The 26,998-nt window shown below is 49.2% G+C and carries 26 protein-coding genes and 1 tRNA gene; 13 read left to right on the top strand and 14 right to left on the bottom strand.

Annotated features, from left to right (window positions below; all coding sequences use genetic code 11):
• Positions 1-16: 16 nt before the first annotated feature.
• From G367_RS0102675 to G367_RS0102650, 6 genes are all read left to right on the top strand, one after another.
• The gene (locus tag G367_RS0102675; protein WP_020411549.1) at positions 17-1,429 is read left to right on the top strand and encodes a rhomboid family intramembrane serine protease; all 1,413 of its coding nucleotides are present in this window, start codon (positions 17-19) and stop codon (positions 1,427-1,429) included.
• Between the two features lie 77 nt (positions 1,430-1,506).
• Entirely contained in the window at positions 1,507-1,974 is a 468-nt protein-coding gene (locus G367_RS0102670) for a cupin domain-containing protein (RefSeq protein ID WP_020411548.1), read from the top strand.
• 20 nt (positions 1,975-1,994) lie between these two features.
• Complete coding sequence (locus G367_RS0102665; protein ID WP_020411547.1) at positions 1,995-2,360, top strand: thiol-disulfide oxidoreductase DCC family protein; 366 nt, start codon at positions 1,995-1,997, stop codon at positions 2,358-2,360.
• A gap of 410 nt (positions 2,361-2,770) precedes the next feature.
• The gene (gene pepB / locus G367_RS0102660) at positions 2,771-4,060 is read left to right on the top strand and encodes an aminopeptidase PepB (RefSeq protein ID WP_020411546.1); all 1,290 of its coding nucleotides are present in this window, start codon (positions 2,771-2,773) and stop codon (positions 4,058-4,060) included.
• A gap of 215 nt (positions 4,061-4,275) precedes the next feature.
• Positions 4,276-5,412 (top strand): DUF3667 domain-containing protein, encoded by a 1,137-nt coding sequence (locus G367_RS0102655; protein WP_020411545.1) that lies wholly within the window; start codon positions 4,276-4,278, stop codon positions 5,410-5,412.
• 647 nt (positions 5,413-6,059) lie between these two features.
• The gene (locus tag G367_RS0102650) at positions 6,060-6,785 is read left to right on the top strand and encodes a CARDB domain-containing protein (RefSeq protein ID WP_020411544.1); all 726 of its coding nucleotides are present in this window, start codon (positions 6,060-6,062) and stop codon (positions 6,783-6,785) included.
• A 60-nt stretch (positions 6,786-6,845) separates the two neighbouring features.
• On the opposite strand, the gene G367_RS0102645 is transcribed toward G367_RS0102650, so the two are convergent.
• A complete protein-coding gene (locus G367_RS0102645) occupies positions 6,846-7,121 on the bottom strand; it encodes a hypothetical protein (RefSeq protein WP_020411543.1) in 276 nt (91 codons plus the stop codon).
• A gap of 571 nt (positions 7,122-7,692) precedes the next feature.
• Here G367_RS0102645 and G367_RS0102640 point away from each other — a divergent pair.
• Positions 7,693-8,640: a GlxA family transcriptional regulator gene (locus tag G367_RS0102640; protein ID WP_020411542.1), complete on the top strand. Its 948-nt coding sequence runs from the start codon at positions 7,693-7,695 to the stop codon at positions 8,638-8,640.
• A 339-nt stretch (positions 8,641-8,979) separates the two neighbouring features.
• On the opposite strand, the gene G367_RS0102635 is transcribed toward G367_RS0102640, so the two are convergent.
• Positions 8,980-9,993 (bottom strand): zinc-dependent alcohol dehydrogenase family protein, encoded by a 1,014-nt coding sequence (locus tag G367_RS0102635; protein ID WP_020411541.1) that lies wholly within the window; start codon positions 9,991-9,993, stop codon positions 8,980-8,982.
• Positions 9,993-10,538 carry an SRPBCC family protein gene (locus tag G367_RS0102630; protein WP_020411540.1) on the bottom strand — a complete coding sequence of 182 codons (546 nt, stop codon included), beginning with the start codon at positions 10,536-10,538 and terminating at the stop codon, positions 9,993-9,995. Before G367_RS0102630 ends, G367_RS0102635 begins: the two co-directional genes overlap by 1 nt.
• A 292-nt stretch (positions 10,539-10,830) precedes the next feature.
• Here G367_RS0102630 and G367_RS0102625 point away from each other — a divergent pair, with 292 nt between their 5' ends.
• A complete protein-coding gene (locus G367_RS0102625; protein WP_157533303.1) occupies positions 10,831-11,340 on the top strand; it encodes a hypothetical protein in 510 nt (169 codons plus the stop codon).
• Positions 11,341-12,115: 775 nt separating this feature from the next.
• Positions 12,116-12,439 (top strand): hypothetical protein, encoded by a 324-nt coding sequence (locus G367_RS0102610; RefSeq protein ID WP_020411536.1) that lies wholly within the window; start codon positions 12,116-12,118, stop codon positions 12,437-12,439.
• 539 nt (positions 12,440-12,978) lie between these two features.
• Here G367_RS0102610 and G367_RS0102605 read toward each other — a convergent pair.
• The 6 genes from G367_RS0102605 to rpsU form a co-directional block, all read right to left on the bottom strand.
• Positions 12,979-13,055, bottom strand: a tRNA-Ile gene (locus G367_RS0102605).
• Between the two features lie 307 nt (positions 13,056-13,362).
• Positions 13,363-13,782 carry a diacylglycerol kinase gene (locus tag G367_RS0102595; protein WP_020411534.1) on the bottom strand — a complete coding sequence of 140 codons (420 nt, stop codon included), beginning with the start codon at positions 13,780-13,782 and terminating at the stop codon, positions 13,363-13,365.
• A gap of 91 nt (positions 13,783-13,873) precedes the next feature.
• Positions 13,874-15,736, bottom strand: a complete 1,863-nt coding sequence (gene rpoD / locus G367_RS0102590) for an RNA polymerase sigma factor RpoD (RefSeq protein WP_020411533.1) — start codon at positions 15,734-15,736, stop codon at positions 13,874-13,876.
• A gap of 195 nt (positions 15,737-15,931) precedes the next feature.
• Positions 15,932-17,908, bottom strand: coding sequence for a DNA primase (gene dnaG, locus G367_RS0102585; RefSeq protein ID WP_020411532.1), 1,977 nt, complete (start codon positions 17,906-17,908; stop codon positions 15,932-15,934).
• 19 nt (positions 17,909-17,927) lie between these two features.
• Complete coding sequence (locus G367_RS0102580; protein WP_020411531.1) at positions 17,928-18,374, bottom strand: GatB/YqeY domain-containing protein; 447 nt, start codon at positions 18,372-18,374, stop codon at positions 17,928-17,930.
• A 199-nt stretch (positions 18,375-18,573) separates the two neighbouring features.
• Positions 18,574-18,789, bottom strand: coding sequence for a 30S ribosomal protein S21 (gene rpsU / locus G367_RS0102575; protein ID WP_020411530.1), 216 nt, complete (start codon positions 18,787-18,789; stop codon positions 18,574-18,576).
• Positions 18,790-18,962: 173 nt separating this feature from the next.
• Between rpsU and tsaD the strand changes: the two genes are divergently transcribed.
• From tsaD to folK, 3 genes are read left to right on the top strand one after another with little or no spacing between them, the layout of a single operon-like run.
• Positions 18,963-19,997 (top strand): tRNA (adenosine(37)-N6)-threonylcarbamoyltransferase complex transferase subunit TsaD, encoded by a 1,035-nt coding sequence (gene tsaD / locus G367_RS0102570; protein ID WP_020411529.1) that lies wholly within the window; start codon positions 18,963-18,965, stop codon positions 19,995-19,997.
• 45 nt (positions 19,998-20,042) lie between these two features.
• Complete coding sequence (folB, locus tag G367_RS0102565) at positions 20,043-20,432, top strand: dihydroneopterin aldolase (RefSeq protein ID WP_020411528.1); 390 nt, start codon at positions 20,043-20,045, stop codon at positions 20,430-20,432.
• Between the two features lie 2 nt (positions 20,433-20,434).
• Complete coding sequence (gene folK / locus G367_RS0102560) at positions 20,435-20,926, top strand: 2-amino-4-hydroxy-6-hydroxymethyldihydropteridine diphosphokinase (protein WP_020411527.1); 492 nt, start codon at positions 20,435-20,437, stop codon at positions 20,924-20,926.
• Between the two features lie 68 nt (positions 20,927-20,994).
• On the opposite strand, the gene G367_RS0102555 is transcribed toward folK, so the two are convergent.
• Positions 20,995-22,107 carry an NADH:flavin oxidoreductase gene (locus G367_RS0102555; protein ID WP_020411526.1) on the bottom strand — a complete coding sequence of 371 codons (1,113 nt, stop codon included), beginning with the start codon at positions 22,105-22,107 and terminating at the stop codon, positions 20,995-20,997.
• 414 nt (positions 22,108-22,521) lie between these two features.
• Here G367_RS0102555 and G367_RS0102550 point away from each other — a divergent pair, with 414 nt between their 5' ends.
• Entirely contained in the window at positions 22,522-22,983 is a 462-nt protein-coding gene (locus G367_RS0102550) for a winged helix-turn-helix transcriptional regulator (protein WP_026304897.1), read from the top strand.
• A 21-nt stretch (positions 22,984-23,004) separates the two neighbouring features.
• On the opposite strand, the gene G367_RS0102545 is transcribed toward G367_RS0102550, so the two are convergent.
• From G367_RS0102545 to G367_RS0102530, 4 genes are all read right to left on the bottom strand, one after another.
• A complete protein-coding gene (locus G367_RS0102545; protein ID WP_020411524.1) occupies positions 23,005-24,063 on the bottom strand; it encodes a type 1 glutamine amidotransferase domain-containing protein in 1,059 nt (352 codons plus the stop codon).
• A 211-nt stretch (positions 24,064-24,274) separates the two neighbouring features.
• Entirely contained in the window at positions 24,275-25,522 is a 1,248-nt protein-coding gene (locus tag G367_RS0102540) for a sensor histidine kinase (protein ID WP_020411523.1), read from the bottom strand.
• Positions 25,506-26,201, bottom strand: coding sequence for a response regulator transcription factor (locus G367_RS0102535; RefSeq protein ID WP_020411522.1), 696 nt, complete (start codon positions 26,199-26,201; stop codon positions 25,506-25,508). Before G367_RS0102535 ends, G367_RS0102540 begins: the two co-directional genes overlap by 17 nt.
• Before the next feature lie 76 nt (positions 26,202-26,277).
• Complete coding sequence (locus G367_RS0102530; protein ID WP_342664441.1) at positions 26,278-26,997, bottom strand: pteridine reductase; 720 nt, start codon at positions 26,995-26,997, stop codon at positions 26,278-26,280.
• Between the last annotated feature and the right edge of the window lies 1 nt (position 26,998).

The raw sequence follows: 26,998 nt of genomic DNA, 5'->3' as shown, positions 1-26,998 counted from the left end.
TAACAAGGAAACGCCCGTGCTGATCATCCCTATCGAGAATAAGCCGGACTGGCGTCGCCCGCCGTTGATGTGCTTTGCGTTGATACTCGCAAATTTACTGGTATTTATGTTTTACCAAGGCGGTGATGAAGCTCGTTGGCTGGAGGCTGAAGATTACTATTTTGCCAGTGATCTTCCGGATCTGGAGGAGCAGCGTTTTCTGATGTATGTCGATGAAATGCATCCCGAATGGCGCCTACAGATGGATGCGGAAGGCGAGGAGTTTGTCTACCGGGAGCTGCTGTGGAATCCGGAGTTTCACCACTGGCTGTTACCTAAATTAGAGCTGGAAGGGCAAACCCTGTGGCTGCAGCAGCGCGAGCACTTTGCCGGGTTACGTGATCGTATCAGCAGTATGGCCTTGGGCCTAACACCGGCGGAGCCGAGTATTGGAGGCATGTTTGGGCATATGTTCCTGCACGGAAGTTGGGATCATCTTATCGGCAATATGATTTTCCTGCTGCTATTTGGTTTGTCGGTAGAGCTGGCGCTTGGCGGGCTCTGGTTTATCACACTCTATTTGCTTGGGGGCCTGGCCGCTGCTGGCTTACATATGCTGGTGGAGGCTGGTAGCTATGTGCCAATGGTCGGTGCTTCTGGAGCCGTGTCGGCGATTATGGGAATGTTTGTCGCTATCTACGGAGTGCGGCGCCTGCGTTTTTTCTACACTGTTGGCTTTATGTTTGGCGAATTCAGTGCCCCGGCACTAATGGTATTGCCCTTGTGGCTCGGCAAGGAAATTTTCGGCTATCTCTACGGAGATGCCGGTATTGCTTACTGGGCTCATACCGGTGGCCTTTTGGCCGGTTTTGCCTTGGCGCTAATGTTGATTTACTGGCGTCCGCCAGTTCGGGTTATGCCAGAAGAAGAGGAAGAACTGCCGTCGCCACAAAAAAGTGCTCTCACTCGTATCGATCGCTTTCAGGAGGAGGGTAAATTGTTGGAGGCCGCCGACGCTGCGGCCGCTGCGGTGCGGCAGTACCCGGATTTTTTGCCGCTCATCCTGCGCTATATAGAACTGACCGCTGTTTCCCCGGATAGTGAGGCCTACCACCGCGCCAACCTGGCACTATTTTCCCAGGCGGCCAATTCGCGGATTGATACTTATGTCCTGGCAGATGGATATCGCAGCTATTTGCAGGCTACTCAACAACCTCACGCATTGAGCTCTAAAGCGTGCCTGTTAATGGCACGCCGCGCTGCGGAAGCTAAAAACTGGCCGTGGTTGGAGGAGCTGCTTCAGAGACTAATTTCACAGGGGGTACAGCACCCATTAATACCCAAGCTCGGTTTGGCCCTGGTAAATTATTACCGGCGTATGGGAGAGGAAGGCAGTGCGCGGAAAATGAAAGAATTAACCCAGGCAGTGGAGATACAGGGGCAGTCCTAGTAGCGACCTTTTAAATTTGGTAGGGAGAGCACAATTTTTAGGTCACCAGTAAAAGATTGGATAGGTTAAGGAAAAGCATGAGTAAAAATATTCTTAAGAATGAAGAAATTCTGGAAATGGAAGGCGAAAAGAAGGTGCACTTCCTCAATCCAAATGCCGTGCGCCGCAATAAATCTTTCGGAGATATGACCGGAATTACCGGTTTTGGATTTCATGTTATTGAAATAGAACCGGGTTATGAGTCTACGGAATTTCACTGCCATCAATTCGAGGATGAGTGTGTTTATATCCTGCAAGGTCAGGCGCAAGTTCAAATTGGTGAGAAGGTATACGGGGTATCGGAAGGGGATTTTATTGGTTATCCGGCTGGTGGACTGCCACATGCAATGAAAAATACCGGCACTGAGACCTTGCGCTGTATTGTAGTGGGCCAGCGCCTGGATCATGATGTGGCCGACTACCCCAATAAAAGTAAGAGGATTTACCGCAATAAAGGGCTGCCCTGGGAGCTGGTAAATCACGATGATATCGAGAAACCCAGGTAAATTGACCGATTTCTTTCCTCATGACCGCCAAGATTCGTGTTTTCTATAATTCCGCCTGCCCAGTGTGCAATGCGGGTATTAGTGCTCAAAAGAAAAAGCTGACTACCTGTGAAGTAGCCTGGGAAGATGTACATCTGGATAATGCCAAGGTAGAAGAGCTCAATGTGGACCTAGAGTCTGTGCGTGAGCGTTTGCACGTGATTGATACACAAGGGAGGCTACAGGTTGGTTTCGAGGCGTTTATTACAATTTGGGAGAACTCCCCTGGCGAGCATTGGAAAGCAAAAGTGTCCAAGGTTCCAGGAGTGCGTTGGGGACTCAACAAAGCTTACAATGGATTTGCCCGCTGCCTATATCTGTGGAATAAGGCTTTAAAGCACTGGTGATCTCTTCTGTCAGATAGATCAGTTTGTGGTTTCTGCGTTACTCAAAACTTTCCACTGGCTGTGTGCTTGGTGAGTAGCAAATAAACAGCATCCAGTTGTGGATATTTTCCTTGTGAAGGCTATTTAGCATTTGTGCTACCAGTTGGTAACTGTGTTGTTGATAGAGCAATTGGAGCAGGGCGTGACAAATTCCCAGCTTTTTACACTAGAGTGGATTCCATGGCGAGATAAAGCTCGGTTGCTTTATTAGGCCTATTTAATATTGTGTGGAGAGAAGAAGACGGTAGTAATACTCTTTGAGAAATTTATCGTTGGGATAGTGGCGTAGTCGTCGAGTATTTTTGACGTACTGTTAGAATGTAAAAAGAACTGCAAAAAAATTGGCATAAAGGTTTCAAGAAAGGTGTTGTATGACAAAAGCTATGCGCGTTCAGTTGGTTGAAGGTAAGGCAGGTGATCCGTGGAGCGATTCTGCGCTTTTGAGTTTTACTGGTGGCGATGCTTTTATCCATATTGGCGCAAGCAATGGTGCCTCTTTGGTAGCTGCACAACGTGCAGCTCGCCGGCTGGATGGCATGGGAGTAACCGAAGTTGCCCTGAGTGGCGACGGCTGGGATATCGAAAGCCGCTGGGCCTTTTGGGCTGGTTATTTCAATCCCAAGGTAACCAAGACTATCCATTGGGGCTCAGAGGATGACGAAGAGATAAAAGAACTGGCTGCCCGCGAGAGTGCCGCACGTTGGGTACGCGAGATTACAAACGGCACACCGGATGATGTCTCTCCCCGTGTACTGGCAGAAAGTGCTGCTGAAATGTTGCAAAAACTCGCCCCTCAGGCCTTAAGCTACCGGATTGTTGCGGGAGATGATCTGCTGCGCGAGGGCTTTGTGGGTATCCATAACGTGGGCCGTGGTAGTGTGCGTGAACCGGTGATGCTTCAGGTGGACTACAACCCAACCGGAGAGGATACTGCGCCGGTAGATACCTGTTTGGTGGGCAAAGGCATTACTTTCGACTCCGGTGGCTACAGTATTAAACCGTCAAGTAACATGGCCACCATGAAGTCTGATATGGGTGGTGCCGCCATGGTCACTGGTGGCCTCGCTCTGGCTATTGCTCGCGGTTTGAACAAGCGGGTGAAGATGTACTTATGCTGTGCTGAAAATCTGGTATCCGGTCATGCTTTCAAGCTGGGCGATATCATTAAATACAAAAATGATGTCACTGTGGAAGTACTGAATACCGATGCCGAAGGGCGTCTGGTACTCGCCGATGGACTAATCGCGGCCTCTGAGGAGCAACCGCGCTGGCTGCTAGATGCTGCTACCCTGACGGGTGCTGCGAAAATGGCTGTGGGACGTGATTTTAATTCCGTATTCAGTTTTGAGGATGAAATGGCCCGAAAAGTCCTGGATGCTGCAGCTCAGGAAAACGAAAAAGCCTGGCGGTTACCTTTAGAAAATTTCCATCTGGAGCAGACTCCCTCCAGCTTTGCGGATATATCCAATATCGGTATTGATGGCAGTCCAGGCGCCTCCACCGCAGCGGCTTTCCTGGCTCGCTTTGTGCCCAATGAAGGCCGCAACTGGGTTCATATGGATTTATCCGGTTCCTACCAGCCAGCAGCTAATGATCTTTGGGCCACTGGTGCCAAGGGCCACGGCTTACGCACTATCGCGCGCTTTTTACAGGAAAATTGACTCTTATTACCGCACAAAACGATTACAGAGACAGTAGAAAAACGCGTCTATTATAAGGCGCGTTTTTCTATTTGGGACTGATGAAATTGGCACAGCTGGTGGTCCAGTGTTTTGTTGAATCCAGTGTGATTAATATCCAGTGGCTAGTTAACCAGCAACAAAGAATTTTGTAATACTATCCGCGCTCTGGTAAGAAAATAAAAGGGGAGATGTAAATGAGTACCTCTGGGGTAACAGAAACGAACTCGGTGAAGCAGATCCGTTGCGCCAACTGCCAGACTGAATTACTGGGGCCACACTGCTACTCCTGTGGCCAACCTATTAAGGGGATGGTTCGGCACTTTTCCTCTATAATAGGAGACCTTTTTGACACCCTGCTAGCATTAGACTCCCGTATCTGGAAAACCCTGCCACCCCTTCTTTTTAAGCCTGGCTTTCTAACCGCTGAATACTTTGCAGGTCGCAGGGTACGTTATGTCAGTCCTGTACGTCTGTTTATTTTTTTGTGCGTAACTACATTCTTTGTAGTGCGTATGAGTAGCGACTGGAGTATCAACTTCGGTGCTGATAGTAGTAGCTCGAAAGAGGCAGTTAATATTGCTGAAAAAAAAGTAAATGACGCCCTGGATACAGTGGAGCAGGCAAAGTTAGCTAATGCTAATAATCCAGAACTTTTAGCTGAGCTGAATAAAGTTCAACTAAATTTGACGGATGATACTGAGGCGTTGCAGGATGAGGTAGCCACTATTGAAAGTGGAACAAGTGAGCCGGAGAAATTAACGAAAGCTGAGGTTACCTCGGGGTTAAAACACGCAATTACCGAAGTAGATCGGGATTTTTTAGAAATTGATGGTTTACCGGAGGGGTTCACGAATTGGCTTGATAAAGAGGTTGCCAGGGCACAAGACAATATTGCACGAGTCTCCGATGACCCAAACCGCTTTAAAAAGGCGTTTCTGGGTTCTCTTCCCTCTACGTTACTTATTTTGGTGCCACTCTTTGCACTAATGCTTTGGGTAATTTATCTCTTTAAGCGCCGCCTCTATATGGAGCATCTGATAGTCGCTCTTCATAGTCATGCCTTTATTTGTTTTGTATTGTTGCTGGTGACTTTACTGGGAGATCTTCAAGATTGGCTAACTAACAACAGTTTGATTGATACTTTATGTAATTGGACCCTGGTAGCACTTATCTTATGGATACCTATTTACCTTCTGCTTATGCAAAAACGGATTTACCAGCAGGGTTGGATTATAACTCTGATGAAATATTGGGCATTGGGTATTTTGTATCCTGTATTGTTGATATTTGGTGCAACCCTGACAGCCCTATATACTCTTGCTGAACTTTAAATATTGAAAATAACGAATTGGCTTTCAACGTTAACGCTCCTTTATCATAGAACGATGATATAAAAAACAGAATACACTTATAAGAAAATAGTAATCCTGGGAAAATCTATTGCAGTACTTTCTGTGATTGCTTTGGAGTGACTGTTGCTAAGGGAATCATCAATTCGCCTGAGTTTGGGGTTATATTTTGCTCTAAAATTTGATGCTTTTGAAATTAGTATATAAAAAAATCAACAAATAAGATTAATTTAGCTTGTATTTCTATAATACGTTGTTTTCTATTCTTTTCCCCTAAGTATTTTTGTTGGGTGGGTAGGGTTAGTTGAAGTGAGTCTGTATGTGAGTAGTTTAGCGCCAGTAACTGTTTTTGGCTCGTTTAAAGAGTTGTACCGCTTATTTCGATCGAAGTAAATATCTTTAAATTATTTGTTTTTGAATTATAAGCAGGCTATCAGGAGCTATTCCACTAGAAATATATCCTTACAGTGCTTATACATGAATTGAAACTACGCCATTATTTTTCGATAGTACATAGAATTTTATAAATGCCTTCTTAAAATCGGTTTGCTCATCAAGTAATCCTGAAACTCTTACCAGTTATTGATTGAGCATATTTTTTGATATTAATATTTCTTAGGGAGGATGATATGTTGAGGCATTTATTAGCTCTTTTGGCTTTAGGATTAACTTGGTCCTTGGCAACTGTTAGTTATGCAGATCCAATCCAGGATCTGAGTATGCAGAACTACGAGGCGGGTTGGTATCCCAACTTTTGGCAGGGTCAAGGTCCTTTGACCTGTCGTAGAACCTGTTCGATCTGGGTGGGAGGTGTGCCAGAATCAGAAATGACTAAGGATATGACTGAGGAATTTGAGCGCACTAACGTTTGTAAAATTACGCGAGATCCGGAAATTATTGAAAAGCCGATTAATGATCCGCTTTCCCATTGGCTCTATGGAAATCAATTTGATGATAAAACCAACTGTTATGTCGGTACGCCTTTTGGAGTGAAAGAGGATGATCATTATATGTGCTTGTGTGTTTGCGACAAGCCGGACTTAGTGGTGAGTAAAATATATGATCCAGTTTGGGATGGCGGATCGGGCCAGTCGGTGATAACCGTGGATATCACCAATGTCGGCGCATCGGCTTCTATAGCCAGTTTTGCCCGATTGATAGACCCAGATACTCTGGCAAATGATGTTCAGGCTACGCCGGTTATTGCTCCGGGAGCAACTGTGACACTGGTTTTTACTTTGGGCTATTGGGTGTTTGATCCAGATGCGCATCTAGAAGTCACAGCCGACTATAAGGAAATGGTCGAAGAGTGTGATGAGACCAATAATACCTTGGTGTACAGTAAGCAAGGATAAGAATATTTAAATAAGCCTCCCCAGAACAGTGATTGGGGAGGCTGGGATCAGATTAATGAGTTAGCGGGCGAGGTAAACGTTAATTACTTGGCAATTTTGCTTATTGACTGTAGCAGTGGGGGAACCCCCTTCTTTCAATTTCTTGTCGAGCTTTTTTGGGACTATCAAATACATACGTGGATAGTTACGCACCAGATAGTCTTTCTTATTGGCGCTTTGCCAAGGGTATTCATAAGTAATAGCAGCTACGCCTCTAGCGAGCGCTATACCATCGGTGCAGGTATCTGGCGTTGCACTGGTTGCAAGCAGGGCTATAGCAATAGAAGAAAGGCTCATACTCGTTTGGCTACAGTTTGAGAAAAAATGGTACATCTCGACGAATAAGCCCGAGTATAGCGTAAGGTAGGAAATATCTATAGTACATGGCTCTAGATGCCTATCTATTTAGACGACGAAGTGATTGAAGCATGACTCAGGTGAAACTTAATCTATTTATGTGGCTAGAGGAAATTTCAGGTGCGTTTCAAGTTGGAATTTAATAGGGCTTATTTGTTGATGTATCATCTTTGGCATAATCCAAGTGAAGCCAATAAAACAAGTATCGCTCTCAGGTTGAGATTCAGATTATTTACTTTCTCGTAAGGCTTTTACATTCAACTTTAAAATTCTTAGGTGAAATAATCTATTTCATTAACGGCAGTAAATAATCGAACTGCCTAAAAGCAGTAGACTTCCATCTCTCCTTAAGACCACATCGTCATGAAAGCCACCATCAAAGCCAGTGAAGTATTTGATATTAAGGTTTTACGATCTTTATGAGTTAGGAGTATTAAATGTCTGTTTAGGCCGTATTTGTGTCTTTTCCGACTTGGATGAAGGTTTAAAATGCAGTCACGGAGGAGACGTTATGGCTAAGAGAATAGGTTTTTTTATTGCTAATGGGTTCCAAGCTTTAGACCTTTTTGGTCCCCTGGATGCATTTATGGAGGTAAATAGCTTTGTAAGTGAGGCTTATATTTGTAGCCTGATTGGCCTTGAGGCCGGCCATGTCAAAACCGCTTATGGTCAGTCTCTAACTGTAGACGGCGATATTTATCAGTTACCTCAGTTCGACTACTTGGTTATCTGTGGTGGAATTGGCATGCGGCAACTAGAGCTGAGCTCCAAGCAGCTCAATGCGCTAAGGTTAATTGCAAATAGTGCCAGTAGGGTTGTGAGTATTTGCACCGGTGCCTTTGTTTTGGCTAAGATCTTCCCCGAGCAGAGCCACAGAGTTACTACACACTGGCGTCATTGCCAGCAACTGGCTCGGCAGGCCATTAATTACCAGGTAGAACAAGATCCATTGTTTATTGAAAGTGGGGCGATTTGGTCCTCCGCTGGTGTTTTGTCCGGTGTCGATTTGGCCTTGGAGATTATTCGTCGGGATCATGGTAATACGATTGCAGCGAGTGTGGCGAAGGAGCTTGTCATATACCTGCAGCGTCGAGGAGGTCAAGCCCAGTACTCAGACCTGCTTCAGGTACAGTCTGGCGATAGTATGCGTCTCAACCCATTATTGGAGTGGTTGGCTGAGAACTACCAGAAATCTATCAGTGTTCCGGACATGGCGGAGAGAATATCAATCAGTGAGCGCCAGCTTACTCGCTTATTTAAACGCCATTTGCAGAGCACACCAAGCCAATATCTAAATCAGATACGTCTAAATCGCGCGAGGGACCTTATTACTTGTGAAAGTCTCAACCTGGAACAGGTTGCTTTGCGCGTCGGATTCGCTAGTTATGATAGCTTTCGTCGTGCGTTTTATGCCCAATTTGGCGTATCTCCCTCCTACTTCAGCAGAAATCATGGTTAAACAGAAATTTCTTTGTGCATTTGGGAAAATAAATAACCCACTAGATCTGCGATCACTGGATTTCCGGTTTCCGCCGTTATGTGTAAGAGCAGCTTAAAACGTAGCGAAAGGAAACTTTTTATTTCTACTGGGTATTAGCTACACAATATCTTCCGAGAAGCTGACGTAATCATTTCCTGGCTTATTCTCATAATTAATAGATACTCGGATAGTTATATATCCCCTTGTTAAGTGAAGTCAGTAATTCTCTATTTAAATTTAGTGGAGAGTTTTTAGCTTATCCCCGCATCAGGGTTTTAAAATCCTGTTGCGGGAGGTAAAAATTTTTTTTAAAAGTAATTACCACTCTACACAGATTTTTCCAAAGTGTGACCCTTTGGCCTGGTGCTCGAAGGCCTTTGCCAGATCAGTAAAGGGGAGGGTTTTATCAATTACCGGATGGATATTATTGGCTTCCAATGCGGCCACATAGTCTTGTTGCTCACAGCGATTTCCCACAACAAGCCCTTGTAAACGGGCTTGTTTACCCATCAGCAGGGCGGTTGGAATTTCACCCTGCCTCCCAGTCAAAACACCAATCAGTGAAATATGCCCACCGACCCTGACTGATTGAATCGATTGTTCCAAGGTGGCAGGGCCGCCTAATTCAATAATATGGTCGACACCTTTTCCATGGGTTAACTCCAATACCTTTTCTGACCACTGGGCATGGGTTCTATAGTTGATACCCTCAGTCGCCCCCAAGGCTTTTGCCCGCTTCAGCTTCTCATCAGATGACGAAGTCACGATCACTTTAGCCCCTAGCATGTTGGCAATTTGAATCACTGCTATTGATACGCCACCGGTGCCGAGGGTTAATATGGTGTCACCTGGCTTCACTTTGCCGTCACTCACCAGGGCTCGCCAGGCAGTGAGGCCGGCTGTAGTGATCGTGGCGGACTCTGCATGGCTCCAGCCTGTAGGTGCGAGGGTAAATGCGTTGGCGCTACGAACAACATACTGAGCAGCCATTCCATCAATACCATCGCCCGGCGTATTGCCGAAGCCCCAGACGTTGTGGCATGCAGGCCCTGCTTGCCACTGGGGAAAGAAACAGGAAACTACAGAATCGCCAACTTTAAATTCACTCACACCTTCTCCAACAGCTTCCACTGTGCCGGCGCCATCTGACATCAGGATGCGGCCGTCTTCCGTGGGTATACTGCCGTTGGCGACAAGCAAGTCATGGTAGTTAAGTGAAGATGCGCCAATAGCAACTCGAATTTGATTTGGGCCTGGCTCCCCTGGGTCTTGCATATCGCTTACAGATATGTGATCCAGTCCACCAGGTGCTTTTAGTGTCAGTGCTTTCATTATTTTCTTCCTTTAATCTTAAGTGCCTCTGTTCTCAGGCCCTCTAGCCAATCTTGGTGGCCGTTAATCATAGGGTTAGGTCGTGTTTTCGCTAATTCAATGGCTGGTAAACCATTCTGTGTTTCCTGGGTGAGGATACGTACTCGGTCGCCGGATAGATCTTCTATTAACCAGGCGTGGTGAACATCTAGACGAGCATCTCCTTCACCAGCCCATCCATGCCAAGCTACTCGCGCGGGCTGCCCTTTGACCGGGGCAAGGTACTCTACACAGCGCGCTTCAACCGGAAAGCCGAAAGTTTCAAATGAAAACCGCGTACCCTCTCTCAATTCAGGCCCCAGTCCATCCTGGAATTGGATATTGGCAGAGTTCGCATAGTAGCGGGGCCATAGCGATGGGGTGTTGAGTAATGGCCATATATCCGCAGTAGATAATCCGGCGACAATTAGCTCATTAGAGCAATAGTTATCGGTAAATCCTGGAACAAAGCCCTGGGGCCAAATAATTTCACTCATTGTGATTTTCTCGATTTCGACACCGGCCATTCACTTATTCCCTGCGGGTTTACCGGCATCTCGTTCAATCTTGCAGGTCTACTTTAGGGAGTTCATAAAATTATAATGGCGGATAAATATAAATTTAATTTATAATTTCTTATATAGCCAAATCTTATATCTGATTGATGTTTTGAGTTCCCCCAATAAATTTGATCAGAGGGTTAAAATTACAAAAACCAACAATTGTTTAACTAATTAAAGAGTATTTGGCGTTCTTGTCTGCTTCAAGCTGCTATAAGTATTTAGCAGACATACACCACTGGTTAACTGGTTATCGCTCATGACGAAGATATTGAATGGGAATAAATTGCTGATGACTCTGATAGTTTGTTTATCAGTAACAAATTTTGCATATTCTGAGAGTTACGACACTGGTAATGAGCGAGACTGGTTGTTAAACGCAGAAAGTGAGAAAGATCGCTTGATTTTGCTGCAAAACTATCTTGGTGGTTTTTCTGCTTCAATGTGGGAAGTGGGATATCGATACAAAAGCATTTTCTTGGCTTTACAGGATGAGAATTTTGATCTTGCCATATACCACTGGGAAAAAATAAAAACTGCTATTAAAAATGGCTATCTCAAGCGCCCCGCACGCAAAGCCAATGCCGATGCTATTTTCTTGGACTTGGTATACGGTAATGTGCTTGGTTCATTTGAGAGTAGAGATATCAAAAAGGCATGGCAGGGATTTTCTAATGGTCGTTCAGCCTGTATGAAATGCCATGCTGCTGAAAAAATTCCATGGATGAATAATCAACCATTATTTCGCACTACTGTAGCTCCACTGTAGTACAGGTTTTCTTTTATATGATATTCGGTATTGAGCATTTAAAATGCCATGGTATATAAGCTTTTTAGATCGTTAAGATTTTAATTCTTAAAATATCTTTGATAGGCAAATAAGTGTCATTTTATGACAGCCTATATTTATCTTTTCGAATTATGGTTTGGCCGGACTGTACATTTTTATGATGTTAAGATTGTTTTTTGGCAGGGTAATAATCTAACAGGAATTTTAGAAAATTCTTCTATTGAGTGGCTCTAAAAATATTTTTCAGCATAGTTTTTTGAATTTTTTAATTAGTTGTTTGCTATCACTTAACTCCTATGCCGAGCCTCTGGTTGTGACATCTAAGGGGATTCTGGTTCCGGTTCTCTTCGCGCTGTACTTTCCATAGCCTCTAAACTTTCGACTCCTCCTATAATTAGCATTGTAACAGGCGGTGATATTTGAATTGCGGAGTCTTTGGAGTACTCAGGTAAATTGCCTTTGGTTATCCATGGTGTGGACAAATTATTATAACTCAAAATAATGTTGACCTTTTACGAATCAGTGAGGAAGCTGATTTATCACTCTCAAATCTGAATTTTGAAGGCCCTGGTTGTTTTCATATTGAGAACAGAGTGGATCTTGCTGAACCTGGTGGGAAAGGTATTTATCTCAAGGTAGGCGAGAGTCAGAAGGGCACTGTAAATATTATTCTTGAAAAAGTTCATGTTAGCGGATCGGCTCATCATGGTATTCACATATCCGACTGTGCTCTTCGCATAAATGTGGAGGTGGCATGGGTGGCGGTGGTGATGGTTCACCAGCGTCTATATCTGCACATTTGGCGAATGTAAAGATAGAATCTGTCGGGTATGGAGCCTTTGATGGTGATGGTATCTGGATTGATGAACGTGGCGAAGGCAGTATCTATACAACTGTCATTGACTCACTTTTTTCGCGTGTTGGTGCTGACGGCATTGAGCTTGATGAAGGGAATAAGGGAGATGTTACGGCACAAATTATTCGAAGTCGTTTTGTAGATACTGGAAATTATTGTGATCCGACTGTTCTGAAAAAGTGTATTTCCAAGCGGCAAAGCGAGGAAGAGCTAAGAAATTAGCTTTTAAGTTTTGGGGGAATATGGTCCCTCCGTCAGCCGAATTGACTTTCTAACTCACTGATATATGAGTTTGTGTTCATTCCATATGCAATGTGCCTCCAAATACTTGCGATGATATTGAGGGTCTATTCAATTACTAGTATGCGCTATTTATTAGCCCATAAAAATTGAATTCTGTAGGGCTGATATTTAAAAATAGCTTAGGTTTTTTTTAAATTATGCGTAGTTTTTAATTGGTCACCAGAAAAGTGGGCCGAGGATGTAAAGCTAACGAGCGTAAGTATGGATTGTAGTGGGCTGACTGAAGATGTTGGGAAGAGAAGGTGAGTGGAGATTTTTGAGAGGGCTTTGCTGTTTTGTCTGCGGTCAGTTTTGCTTATCTATGGAATATAACCTGGCCACAAGGGACACTATATGGTTTCAATAGGGCAGGGCCTCAGAATGCGGTGGATAATTTAGCTATCCTATGGGACCAAAAGTTGGCCAAAGCGGACAAGCTTTGATCGCAACAACATGGGGTTCACTGGGGGATTTAAAGGTGGTGGGCCCTCCGGGACTCGAACCCAGGACCTGCCGATTATGAGTCGGATGCTCTAACCAACTGAGCTAAGGGCCCACACTTTGCTTGCGGGGATCGTTGCAAGCGGTTGGGGAAAGTACAAGATTTTTCCTTTCAAATCAATGCCTTTGTGGCAGAGATTTCCTCTCGGCAGCCTTTGCCTGCCAACGTGAACTTTATCGTTTATTTTTTATACGAAATACTTGGCGGTGTATTTTAGTGTCAATGGTAAGGCAGTTGGAATTTACAGCTTTCTATATTAGTACGACCGTATGATTTTAGGGTTTTAACTGGTACTGCCGTTTAGATGGGGCGGGAAGTTAAGCTTCCCGCTTTTCTCTTCAAGCTTTTACACAGATCGCGGTTAGATTGGCAGCTTGGGAATTACTATGCAGCCCCAGACAATCAGCCATGAAATAAGAGCCACGGCTACGGCGGCGGAGCCTGTGTCCTTGGCAATCTTGGCCAAAGGGTGTTTTTCTGGGCTTATGCGGTCCACGGTAGCCTCAATGGCGCTGTTGATTAGCTCAAGGGGCAGTACCACCAAGCTTACGGCGATTAGTATGGCGCGCTCTGCCGGTGTATCTCCGACCCAGATGGCGAGAGGGATAATGAAGATTACGAGGATGATTTCCATACGGAAGGCTTCCTCATTACGCCAGGCGGCGGCGAGGCCTTCGCTCGAATATCTGGCGGCGGCGATCAGTCGAGCAAGGCCTTTTTTGCCCGGCTTATTGGCGACTCCTTCAGACTTTTCCGGTTTGCTGGCGACTTCTTTTTGCATATTACTCTCCTGCCATCCGTAGACCCTTGAGGGTGGTCTTTATTGTGTCACATAAAAAAGCCCGGTCGAAACCGGGCTTTTTAGTTGGCGCTTACTCGTCGAGGAAGCTCCGCAGGTGCTCCGATCGGGACGGGTGTCGCAGCTTACGCAGGGCCTTGGCCTCAATCTGTCGGATACGCTCACGGGTTACATCGAACTGCTTACCCACCTCTTCCAGAGTGTGGTCAGTGTTCATGTCAATACCAAAGCGCATACGCAGTACCTTGGCTTCACGCGCGGTCAGGCCGGAGAGCACGGAGCGGGTGGCATCGTGCAGGCCGGTCTGGGTGGCGGTGTCCACCGGGGAGGACTGGTTCTGGTCTTCGATAAAGTCACCCAGGTGTGAGTCTTCGTCATCGCCGATGGGAGTCTCCATGGAGATGGGCTCTTTAGCGATCTTGAGGACTTTGCGTACCTTGTCTTCCGGCATTTCCATACGCTCGCCCAACTCTTCAGGAGTGGGTTCACGCCCCATTTCCTGCAGCATCTGGCGGCTGATACGGTTGAGCTTATTAATAGTCTCAATCATATGCACTGGAATACGGATGGTACGTGCCTGGTCAGCAATGGAGCGGGTGATCGCCTGACGAATCCACCAGGTGGCGTAGGTGGAGAACTTATAACCGCGACGGTATTCGAACTTATCCACAGCCTTCATCAGGCCGATGTTGCCCTCCTGAATCAGATCCAAGAACTGAAGGCCGCGGTTGGTGTACTTTTTGGCGATAGAAATCACCAGGCGAAGGTTGGCTTCCACCATTTCCTTCTTGGCGCGGCGAGAGCGGGCCTCACCAATGGACATACGGCGGTTGATCTCTTTGATCTGGCCTACGTCCAGTCCGGAGCGTTCCTGGCACTGGGCCAGTTTACGCTGGGCGCGTACTATATCGTCCACTACATGGCGCAGGGCGTCGGAGTAGTCGCGCTTCTTTTTGATGATCGCCGGGATCCAATCCTCATTGGTTTCGTTACCGGGGAACTCTTTGATAAAGGTCTTACGCGGCATGCGTGCACGCTTGATGCACAGGTTCATAGTGATGCGCTCTTGTCTGCGCACACTGTCGAGAATATCGCGCACTTCGCCGTAGAGCGGATCGAACTGGCGCGGTGCCAGTTTGAAGTAGCGGAAGACTTCAGCCACGGCTTCGAGGGCTTCGCCTGCTTCCTTGGAGTCGCGTCCGTGGGCGGTAATGGCTTCGTCTGCAACTTTCTGAGCAGTGATTAGCGCATTCATGCGCTCTGCCAGTTCCTCTGGGTCGAGGCCACCGGCGTTTTCCTCTTCTTCCTCTGAGGTACTGTCGTCATCCTCGTCGTCGGCAGATTCGTCATCGCTATCGCTGGTCTCACGGGATTCCGCGGCTTGGCCAGCTTGAGCACCAGGTGGTACATCTTCGGCGGGGTCGAGCCAGCCGGAAATGACATCAGGAACACGGCGCTCTTCTTTTTCGATTAGCGCGTACTCATCAATGATCTGTTGTACTGCACCTGGCCAATAGGCGAGAGCGGCCATCAGCTCACGCAGGCCCTCTTCGATGCGCTTGGCAATGGCGATTTCGCCCTCGCGCGTGAGCAGCTCAACGGTGCCCATTTCGCGCATATACATGCGTACCGGATCGGTGGTGCGGCCTACATCGGATTCTACGGCGGCCAGTGCGGCTGCTGCTTCGGCTGCGGCGATCTCGTCAGCGGAGCTGTCGCCTTCAGCCATCAACAACTCTTCGGCATCTGGTGCGCTTTCGAACACCTTGATACCCATGTCGTTGATCATGCCAATAATGTCTTCCACCTGATCGGGGTCGGAAATATCTTCCGGAAGGTGGTCGTTTACCTCCGCGTAAGTGAGATAGCCCTGCTCTTTACCGCGGGCGATCAGCTCCTTAATGCGGGAGGTCTGTTGCTGGGTTTTGTCGGTCATGCACAACCCTGAATTCTGGGGATGAAAATACGGGACAAAGACGCGGGATTATAGCGTATTTGCAATAGCAATAACCACTTTAGCTGTCAAGTAACGGCGTTAGTGCGTAGTTTAGGGTGCTGGGGTTCCCGTTCCCGCCCGGCGGGGTGTGTGAATATAGTGTTGAGCCCACAGTTTTCAAGGGGTTAATGCAGATTAATTGTCTTTTCTGCGCCAGTTGGCCAAAAGCGCCAGCTGTTCTTCCTGGCTGAGCTGGGTGCCACTTTTGAGTTGGGCGAGTAAATCACGCTTACGCTGCTTGTCAGCGGCTTGTTTCAGGCGCTGCAGGCAGTCGCTGAATTCAGTTTGTGGATCGTATTCCAGGTTGCTATTGCCTTGTGCTAACTGGCGAATACTGGAGACCAGCTGGGATGCGGCGAGCTGGGCCAGGGTATCGCAGGATTCGGCACCATGATGGGCGCGCCAATAGCCGAGTAGCTGATTGAGGTTATATTCGGGGCGGTTCCTGAGTAGTTCTACCAGCTGTGCAAAGAGTGCCAGATCGGGATCACTACTTGTCCGGAAGTGCTCCAGGTCCTTTATTTGTGCAGAAAGTTGTGGATGGTGCAGCAGAAGGGCAATAAGCATACGTTCCGTTGGCAGGCGGTATTGCCCGCTGCGTCGCAGGTTACCAGGTTCCTGTGGGGAGGCTTCCGCCAGGTAGGGGGCGCGATCTCGTGGCCAGGGCTCTGGCGGAGTGCGATGCTGGGAGTCCTGATTGGGCTCTAGCGTCGTCCTATGTTCTTGTTCGGCTGTTGTTTGTTGAGGTTGCCTGCGCTGTACCTGGGTGTTGCGGGCTTTCTCCGCTTGGATAACCTCCTGCAAAGTCTCTTTGTCGAGACCTGTGCGTGAGGCGAGTTGTTGGAACATCAGTTGGCGGTAAACACCTTCTGGTAGCAAATCCAGTAGAGGAGCGGCGAGTTTGGACAGGCGCGCGCGGCCGTCCATGGTTTGTAGGTTGAGATCCTCGCTGAGCAAATCAAAGAGAAAATCTTCCAGTGGCAGGGCCTGTTCCTCCATTAGCTGCTGAAAGCGCTCTCCGCCCAGCTGGCGCACCAGGGTGTCTGGGTCCTCACCTTCCGGCAGCAACAGGAAGCGAAGGCTGCGGCCATCCTGCATTTGTGGCAGAGCAGACTCAAGGGCACGTCGCGCGGCAGTGCGGCCGGCGCGGTCGCCGTCAAAGCAGAACAGCAGCTCTGTGGTGTGGCGGAAGGCGAGTTGGATATGGTCTTCGCCACAAGCGGTCCCCAGGGTGGCGACGGCGCAACGGATATCGAACTGGGCCAGGGCCACCACATCCATATAGCCCTCTACCACAATCAGGCGTTCAAGGTTGCGATTGGCCTGACGTGCTTCCCACAGGCCGTAGAGCTCACGGCTCTTGTGGAAAATAGGGGTTTCAGGGGAGTTCAGGTACTTGGGTTTCTCATCTCCCAGTACTCGTCCACCGAAGGCGATAGCGCGTCCGCGCTGGTCGCGGATTGGGAAAATAATACGATTGCGGAAACGATCATAATGGTGGCGCGAGTTGGGCTTAGTATTGCCATCGCTATCCTGGCGGCGAATGGCCAGGCCCGCCAGTTCCAGCTGGTCCGCTTTTTCTGGAGTATCGGCCAGTGCGTTGAGCAGGTTATCCCAGCCCGGGGGCGCCAGGCCTATACCGAAGTCGCGGGCAATCTCCCCTGAAAGGCCGCGGTTGCGTAGATAAGCCACGGCATTGCCGGCGGTAGGGTGGCTGCGAAGTTGCTCGCGGTAGTAATCTGCGACTTTCTCTGTGAGTTGGTAGAGGGACTGGCTCTCTTTTTGGCGTTTCTCTTGCCCTGGTGCGAGTTGCTCCCGGGGTACCTCAAGGCCGCGGGTTGCAGCGAGTTTTTCTACCGCCTCAGGGAAGGGGAGGCGGTCGTACTCCATGAGAAAGCCAATGGCGTTGCCGTTGGCGCCGCAACCAAAGCAGTAATAGAACTGCTTGTCTGGACTTACGGTAAAAGATGGAGTTTTCTCATCGTGAAAGGGGCAGCAGGCGGAGTAGTTTTTGCCGGTTTTGCGCAATTTAACCCGGCTGTCCACCAACTCGACAATATCTGCTCTGGCGAGCAGGTCATCGATAAAATGCTGGGGGATCTTGCTGGGCATAGTGCTTCCCGTGTGAGGATTAGCCCAGTTGGGCTTTTACCAGCTTACTTACTGCGCCCATATCTGCACGGCCCTGTACCTGGGGTTTAACCTGGGCAATAACCTTGCCCATATCGGCCATGCTGCTGGCGCCTGTGTCTTGCACAGCGGAAGAGACAATTTCGTTGATTTCAGCCTCGGTCAGCTGCTTGGGCAGGAACTCCTGGATTACCTCGATCTCAGCCTGCTCCACTGCCGCCAACTCGGCGCGGCCTGCCTTTTCGTACTGGGCGATGGAATCGCGACGCTGTTTGGTCATCTTGTCCAGCAGGGCGAGGATGCGGGCGTCATCAAGGTCGATGCGCTCGTCGACTTCAACGCGCTTAACTTCGGCATTGATCAGGCGCAGGGTAGCCAGGCGCTCTTTGTCTCGCGCTTTCATTGCGTCTTTGGTGGCCTGGGTCAGGGTTTCCTTGAGAGTGCTCATAACGAGTGTTCCGGGATTGTTGGCAATGAATTTTGGTTTCGGGTGCTTAGAATAGCTTGTCTGCTGGGCGGGGGAAAATGCGTTAGCCCAAACGCAAAACGGCGCGCGAGTATGGCTCGCACGCCGTTCTTTATAGCTCCGCTACGAGCTGAGCCCGTCCGGCCGTCTCGCTGCGACAGGCTTATGCAGCCTGCGGCTCTTAGTAGAGACGCTGGAACTTGCGATTTTCGCGCTGAAGCTTTTTAGCGTGACGCTTAACAGCGGCAGCAGCTTTGCGCTTACGAACAGCGGTGGGCTTCTCGTAGAACTCGCGACGACGTACTTCAGACAGTACGCCTGCTTTTTCACAGGAGCGCTTGAAGCGGCGCAGGGCGATATCGAAAGGTTCGTTGTCTTTAATTCGTACAGAGGGCATTAGGATACCTGTTAAAATTCGTTTCTCTCGGCCATTCCGGCAATGCTCTCGCAGTTGCATCCGGTGGCCGGTTCACAGCGAGGGCGCAAATTCTAAACACTCCCCTACGGGATCGCAACCCCATTTTCAAGTATGATAACGGCCCCTCGAAGCAGTCACGAGTGTGAGATCAAGTGCGCGTCCTCGGTATAGAAACTTCCTGCGATGAAACTGGCGTAGCTATCTACGATTCAGAATCCGGCCTGCTAGGCCATGCCCTGTTCAGCCAAGTGGATCTGCATGCAGATTATGGTGGTGTGGTACCGGAGCTGGCGAGTCGCGATCATGTGCGCAAGCTGCTACCCCTGGTGCGCCAGGTAATGGCCAAGACCAATACCAAGCCCTCTGACCTGGATGGCGTAGCTTATACCGCGGGGCCTGGTTTGGTTGGTGCCCTAATGGTAGGTGCCTGTGCTGGCCGCTCCTTGGCATATGGTTGGGATGTTCCAGCGGTGGCGGTGCATCATATGGAAGGGCATCTATTAGCACCCATGTTGGAGGAAAACCCTCCGGCCTTTCCTTTTGTCGCCTTGCTGGTTTCCGGCGGACACACCCAGCTGGTGGAAGTGCGTGGTCTTGGTGACTACGAACTGATGGGGGAGTCCCTGGATGATGCCGCCGGTGAAGCCTTCGATAAGGCCGCTAAAATGCTCGACCTGGATTACCCAGGCGGCCCGCGTTTGGCTGCCCTGGCGGAGAAAGGTGACTCCAAACGCTTTACCTTCCCGCGCCCCATGACTGATCGGCCAGGGCTGGACTTCAGTTTTTCAGGTCTTAAAACCTTCACTCTGACTACCGTGCGCCAGCACGCCCTCGAAGATGGCTTGCCGGATGAGCAAACCTGCGCGGATATCGCTGCGGCCTTTCAAGAGGCCGTAGTGGATACCCTGGTGATTAAGTGTCGGCGCGCCATTAAGGCCTCCGGTTATAAAACCCTGGTGATTGCCGGTGGGGTTTCCGCAAATAAACAGCTGCGCGAGCGCCTGGAAACAAGTCTGAGCAAGGACGGTGCCAGTGTCTATTATCCGCGCCATGAATTTTGTACCGATAACGGCGCCATGATTGCCTATGCCGGTAGTTTGCGTTTAAAGGTCGGGGAGCAGACTGATTTAGCTGTGGATGTGCGCCCGCGCTGGCCTATGACAGAATTGCCCAAGACCGAACTTTAAAAATCCCAGGAGCAGCCTGGCAGTTAAAAAGAAAAGAGCCAATAAATGGATATTGTTTATATACGGGATTTAAAAGTGAATACCATTATTGGTATTTACGATTGGGAGCGGGAAGTGCGCCAGACCGTCAGCCTTGATCTGGAGATGGCCTTCGATATCAGTGAGGCGGCGCGCACAGACAATATCGAGTACACACTTAACTATAAAGCGGTGGCCAAGCGCTTGATCGCTTTTATTGAAAGCAGTGAGTTTCTGTTGGTGGAGACCATGGCAGAGCAGGCTGCGGCAATTGTCAGGGAAGAGTTTTCTGTAAGCTGGCTGCGACTGCGGTTGTCCAAGCCGGGTGCGGTCAGAGGGTCCAGGGATGTGGGTGTCATTATTGAGCGCGGCGAGAGGCCGGCAAAAGGTGCAGCAGCGATGTCTGCGGGAGTGTAAACGTGGCTCAGGTGTATCTCAGCCTCGGCAGTAATATCAATCGTGCGCAATATATCCGCGCAGCGCTGAATGCCCTGGCCGGGCGGTTTGGCGAATTACAGGTGTCCCGGGTCTTCGAAAGTGAAGCGGTGGGTTTCCAGGGCGATAACTTTTACAACCTGGTGGTTGGGCTGCAAACTGACCTGCCGGTAGGGCAGCTGGCCCTGTGTCTGCGAGGTATTGAAGATGCCAACGGCCGCCTGCGCTCCGGGCCTAAGTTCAGCGCACGCACCCTGGATATTGATACCCTCACCTACGACCACCTGACCGGAACTGTCGACGGGGTAAAATTGCCTCGAGGTGAGATTGTAAAAAATGCCTTTGTATTACAGCCTCTGGCAGAGATAGCACCGGAAGTACTGCATCCGGTCGAGCAGAAAACTTACCGTCAACTGTGGGATGAGTACGACCAGGCTTCACAAAAATTGTGGCCGGTGGAATTTATTTGGCCGTGATTCCAATAATTTTTTAAAAAATGCAGATAAAAAAGCAGCCCTTTAAGGCTGCTTTTTTTTAGGAATAATTAACTTAGGCTCATTAGCGCTTCTTTGGTGAACGGAGTGATTTCCTCCGGGCGATCTTCACGCACCTTGGCGAACCAGTGTGGGTCTTGTAATAGCGCGCGGCCAACGGCAATCAGGTCGAACTCCTGGTTGTCCATACGGCGGGTCAGTTCGCCTAAATCGGTAGGATTGGCAGTACCGCCCATGCCCTGGTTATTGCCGCCGATAAAATCATCGTCAAGGCCGACACTGCCGACAGAAATTACCGGTTTTCCAGTCAATTCCTTGGTCCAGCCTGCCAGGTTGAGATCAGAACCCTCAAATTCTGGCACCCAGAAGCGTCTTGTAGAGGCGTGGAAAATATCAACGCCGGCTTTAACCAGCGGTGTTAGGAAGCGTTTCAGTTCTTCTGGGTTTTGCGCCAACTTGGCTTCGTAATCCTGCTGCTTCCATTGGGAGTAGCGCAGCACTATGGCGAAATCTTCGCCTACGGCTTCACGTACCGCTTTGATAATTTCCACTGCAAAGCGGGTGCGATTTTCGATGGAGCCACCGTACTCGTCATCGCGTTGGTTGGTACCTTCCCAGAAAAACTGGTCGATCAGATAGCCGTGGGCGCCGTGAATCTCTACGCCGTCAAATCCAATTTCCTTGGCTGCTTTCGCCGCGTCTGCAAAAGCTTGTACAACTTCTTGGATGTCCTCTTTGCTCATCGCCTGGCCATTGGGCTTGCCGGGTTTGAACAGGCCTGAGGGGGAGTAGCCGGGCACTGATTTATCCGGGCCTATGCCCTCTTTGCGCACGGAACCTACGTGCCACAACTGTGGGATAATCTGGCCACCGGCAGCGTGTACTTCGTCTACCACTTTTTTCCAGCCGGCGAGAGCGGCTTCACCGTAGATTGCCGGTACATTCTCGTAGCCGTTTGCGGCTTTATGATTAACGAAGGTGCCTTCGGTAATAATTAGTCCCACTTCACCTTCAGCTCGGCGGCGGTAATAGCCGGCCACCTGGTCATTGGCTGAATAGCCCGGTGACATAGTGCGGGTCATGGGGGCCATTGCGACCCGGTTGCGCAGCTTTAGGGATTTATGCTCGAAAGGACGCAGTAGGTTGTCCAGGGAACCACTCATATTTCTCTCCTGAATGTCTCGATTCAACACTGGGACTCACTGGTCCCACTAGGTCACAATTAAAACGGTTGCGTTATAAGACCTTATTTTAAGGTTGAGTTCAATATCTGGTTTCGTATTGCAACTCTTTTGCCGGTATACTGGCTAGGGAGCCTCTGAATAACTCCGTAATGCCTCTGCGGGCCATGAAGGCTGCAGATGTTAGGCGCAGCTCGCCGCGAATGGCTCAGTCCTTTGCAAGAGCTGCAACGCAGCAGCTGTGGCCTTCAAGGCCCGCCCTTCGGGGCTTGCAGAGCGATTCACACTCCGCGTTGCGACTTCTTGAAAGGTCTAGACATTCCTGTGAAGCCGCGCCTTGATTGTGAACCGCTCTGCATGCCAGAGGTATCACGGAGTTATTCAGAGGCTCCCTATATGTCACGTAAACGCTTTGATGATCTTGATTGCTCCCTGGCTTGCGCCCTGAATGAGGTGGGGGACTGGTGGTCCCTGCTGATAATTAAGCAGGCGATGCTGGGTACCCGTCGTTTTGTGGACTTCCAAAGAAACCTGGGAATCGCCAAGAATATCCTTGTGGATCGGTTATCCCGTCTGGTGGATAACGAGGTGCTGGTGCGCTTTGATGCGGGTGAGCACGGCACACGCTACGAGTACCGCTTAACGGAAAAAGGTCGCGACCTGTTTACGGTGGTAATCGCCCTGCGCCAGTGGAATCTGCGCTGGAATGGCAATAAAGACGGCGTGCATCTGGTCGATAAAAACAGCGGCGAACCTATCCCTGAAATGGTTGTGCAGAATGCCCAAGGGCAAAAACTCAGTATTCGCGATGTATTATTTGTGGATGAAAATGGCCAGCCGCTAGAGCAGGCTGGCTAGCTGGCTTTTTGAGGGGCTCTATCAGTCCTGGCTCTTGGACAGCAGTCTGATTATGTCCAGAGCCCTGCCCGGCTCCCAGCGCATAGCAGAGACAACGCCGTGCATGGCCAGTAGGCGCTGGTCTATTTCCCCTTTCTCTTGAAGTTCCTGTAATTTCTCTGCGGCCTCGGTAAAGCCGTGCTTCTCATAAGTGAGTAGTAATTTGACGGTCTGCTCCACCGGGGTGACTTGGCGTGGAACTGGGGTATACCCCATCGCCCTTACCATACTCTCAGCCGCCAGCCAGGTGGACCAGGGGTTTTGTCCGGTAATAAGCTGGCCATCCACGCTGACTTGTTCCAGGTAAGTGGGCCCAGCCTGGAACACCGCGCCTTGCTTACGTAAGCGATCCTCCAGCAGGAATGGAAATCGTTGCTTGGCGTCGGGAATAAGAAAAAGCTCCTCTTCGTTAGTAAAAGCACTAATCTGCCGATCGGCGATCAAGGGCTCGCCATTATCCAGGGTGACATTGGCAAGGGCTGCTGGCCCGTGGCAAACCGCTCCGATAATTTTGCCGCTGCTATAGATTTCCCGCACCAGGGACTGGATATGGGGATTGTCGGGGAAATCGAACATGGTGCCTTTACCGCCGACAAAAAATATTGCCCGATAATCCTCTGCCGATACCTGATCGATAGGAATACTGTTATTGACCTTTTGTTGTGCCTCCGGGTCATTGAGAAAGGCATAGTCGAAAGGCCCAAGGTCATCTTTATCGATCACCGCAGGCGGTTTGCCGCCTCTGGGACTGGCAATATCGACAATAAATCCGTTGGCCGAAAAGATGTAATAGGGGCGTGCCAGTTCCGTTAACTCATAACCAGTAGCCTTGCCACTATCTCCCATCGTTTCAGTACTGGTGACAACAGCTAAGATTTTTCCTCGGCTTTCCCTGGGTAATTGTTGTAAATACGGTAGATCACTGACCGTCGTAGTGGAAAAGTCCTGCTCTTGGGGTGGAATTAGGCCCTTAATCCAAATAATAAAACCAAAAAATACCGACAAAGTCAGTGCCAGGGAAATAACAATTTTCTTCAACATATTAATCTCCAAAATTGCGGTAGCAGACGGAAAATCTTCTAGTGAGTTCGTAGGAGAATAGGGGGTGGAAGGTGAAATTCAGGTGAGATGGTAGTTGCTAAATAGGAAGAAAGAATAAACTGCACTCGGGATCGTATAAGGCATGGGTGCCAATTCACTGTGCGTCTCGAGCGCAGTATGTTTTTGCGGTAAAAATCTGGACCTTAGAAAATTACTGTGTAAAAGACAGAGCACACTGATAAATATTTTTTCGACATTTGACGGCGATGGTCCAATTTAAGGCTTCACAGATTCTCTTGGCCAGGAAAAGGCCTTGACCTATACCGTCACTGCCCTCCCTCTTTTGGCCGGGCAAGAGGGAGGTTTCTAAATCTAATTGGTTGTCTGTGGCGTTCTCAAAAAAGAGTGTGTTCCCCTTATAGGTAATAATCAATTTAGGGTTGGAGGCGTGCTGTAATGCATTGCTGATTAAGTTATCGACTAGCAGACTTACCAGGTGTCGATTGGCCAGGACTCTGACTTTGTGCCCTAACTTTAAATCAACATGAAACTGCTTTTGTACAATTACCTGGTGTTGAACTAAAAGACGCTCCTCCAGTAAAGCACGCAATGGGATATCTTCCGACTGTAGAGATTCTGAGCGGGCGAGGGCCAATAGTGTCTTAACAGTTTTTTCCATACCGGCAACAGTTTCTAATAGCTCATTTTTCTCAGCTTTAGTCATTTCCCGATTTTGACTGAGAGCCAGTGTGCTTTTCAGAATGGTTAGCCCGGTGCGCAACTCATGGCTCGTATCCCGGGTAAACTCGGTTTCCCTGCGCAATGTCAGCTTGAGCTGGTTAAGTGTATCTTGCAACGTGCTTGCGAGATAACCGATTTCATCTTGTTCATTGTTATAGGGCAGGGAAATTTGAGAATCGCAGTTTCTCTGCTGCTGAACTGCTTTAGCGAGGGTTACCACAGGCGCGATGGTTTTACGGGAAATACGATAAGCACAATAGAGGGCTAAGAGTAGGGTCAAGATACAGGCGCCGGCAAAGAGCCAGAGAAGTTGCGAGGATTGTCGCGTAACAGTGAGTAATTCACTGACTTCAGCTACGAGAACGGCGGAATCGTTGCCCGGAAAATGTACTCTGCGCAGATGGAAGTGATGTTCCGTATCACTAAACCATTCTGCCTTTTCTGCATGGCTAGGTAGGGCAGTGCGCAGTTCAGTAGGAATTACTTTGCTTTCAGTGTATAGCGTTAAATAGGGTAGGCGTGGCTCTGGGATTGTTTTAGCCTGTTTTGCCTGCTGTTCGAGGTAGCGGACTTCCCCGACCAATAAGTTATCGAGTAAATGGTCTTCAATTACATAGGCCACCATCATACAGATGGCAAAAAACACCAAACATAGCAGCAGGGTAAAACTGCCAAAAATAGCGAAGACCTTCCTCTGTAAATTACTGGTTTCGCGCATTGGGAATTTCCAACTGATAACCGAGATTGGTGATAGTTTTCAACATGGGAACCAGGAAAGGCTTATCCAATGTTTGGCGAAGACTATAAATGTGGGATTTTAAGGCGTCTGTTTCTGGGGGGTCGTCACCCCAAATATGGTGGATGATTGCCGAGCGGCTTACTGGTGCTGGCGACGCCTGGGCGAGCATAGTGAGAATGCGAAAACCGATAGTTGTCAGGGGCAGAGGTTGTTTATCCCGGTAGGCGGTTTGCTGGCGCTGGTTTATCTGTAAATCACCCACCTTGATTTCTTCACTGGTATGCAGCTGGTGTCTACGTGCCAGGGCGCGGCATCTCAGTATCAGTTCCCTTGGTTCGAAGGGCTTACATAAGTAGTCATCGGCACCGATACCAAATCCGCGTTCTTTATCTGCGAGAGCATCGCGGGCAGTTAACATCAGAATTGGCATGTTAACTGGCGCTTGTGCCTTGATCTTTTCACAGACCTCCAAGCCGTCTATATCCGGCAGGCCCAGGTCGAGAATGATCAGGTCGAAGATTTGTTCCAGGGCCAGCTGTAAACCCTGGCGACCCCGATGGGCGTAATCTATCTGCCAGTCCTCAGCGTGCAGGAATTCGGCAATCTGGCGGGCGATAGTGAGGTTATCTTCAATCAACAATATCTTCAGTGAGGGCACCGGCAAACCTCTTGTGGCAGAGTAAGTTGCCAAACATTCTGACAGAGTGTCGGTGAAATTGAAGTGAAGCCCCGCTCTAGATGTTGAGGTTGCGGCCGCCGTCAACAGCAATAATCTGGCCGTTGATATAGGGGGCGTCACAGACCAGGAAGCGCACGGTTTTGGCGATATCGCTGGGGTCACCGGTTCGGGCCAAAGGAATGCGCTGGGTGATCTGTGCTTTCTTGGCTTCGTTAGTTGCCTCTTGCTCTGGCCAAAGAATGGCACCGGGGGCGACTGCATTGACCCGGACCTGGGGAGACAGCTCCAGAGCGAGGCTTTTTGTCAGCATTACCAGCCCAGCCTTGGCGGCGCAGTAAATAGTGTGCTCGGGCATCGGGCGCTCGGCGTGGATATCCGCCATATTAACAACGCAGCCCTGTTGTTGGCTGAGTGTTTCTTTCAGGGCCTGAATGAGAAAGAAGGGGACTTTGAGGTTGCTGCCTACCAGCCGATCCCAGTCCTCCTCGGTCGCCTTTCCCACAGGTGTGGGGTGAAATGCTGAGGCATTGTTGACCAGAACATCGATACCGCCCCAGGCCTCTTGTGCGCGCTGGGCCAGATTGGAACAGGCTTCGGCGCTATTCAATTCACTGTGCAACGCTATGGCAGAGTTGGGGCGAAGTCGGTTCAGCTCGTTTGCCAGGGCCTTGGCTGCATCAGCCGAGTTGCGATAGTGAATAACAACCCTGTGATCTCTATGCAGCTCTTTGGTAATAGCACGGCCCAAGCGTGCGGCAGCACCGGTAATCAACACA

Origin of the sequence: Microbulbifer variabilis ATCC 700307, from assembly GCF_000380565.1 — a bacterium.
GTDB classification, from domain to species: domain Bacteria; phylum Pseudomonadota; class Gammaproteobacteria; order Pseudomonadales; family Cellvibrionaceae; genus Microbulbifer; species Microbulbifer variabilis.
This window is presented reverse-complemented; position numbering and strand designations above follow the sequence as displayed.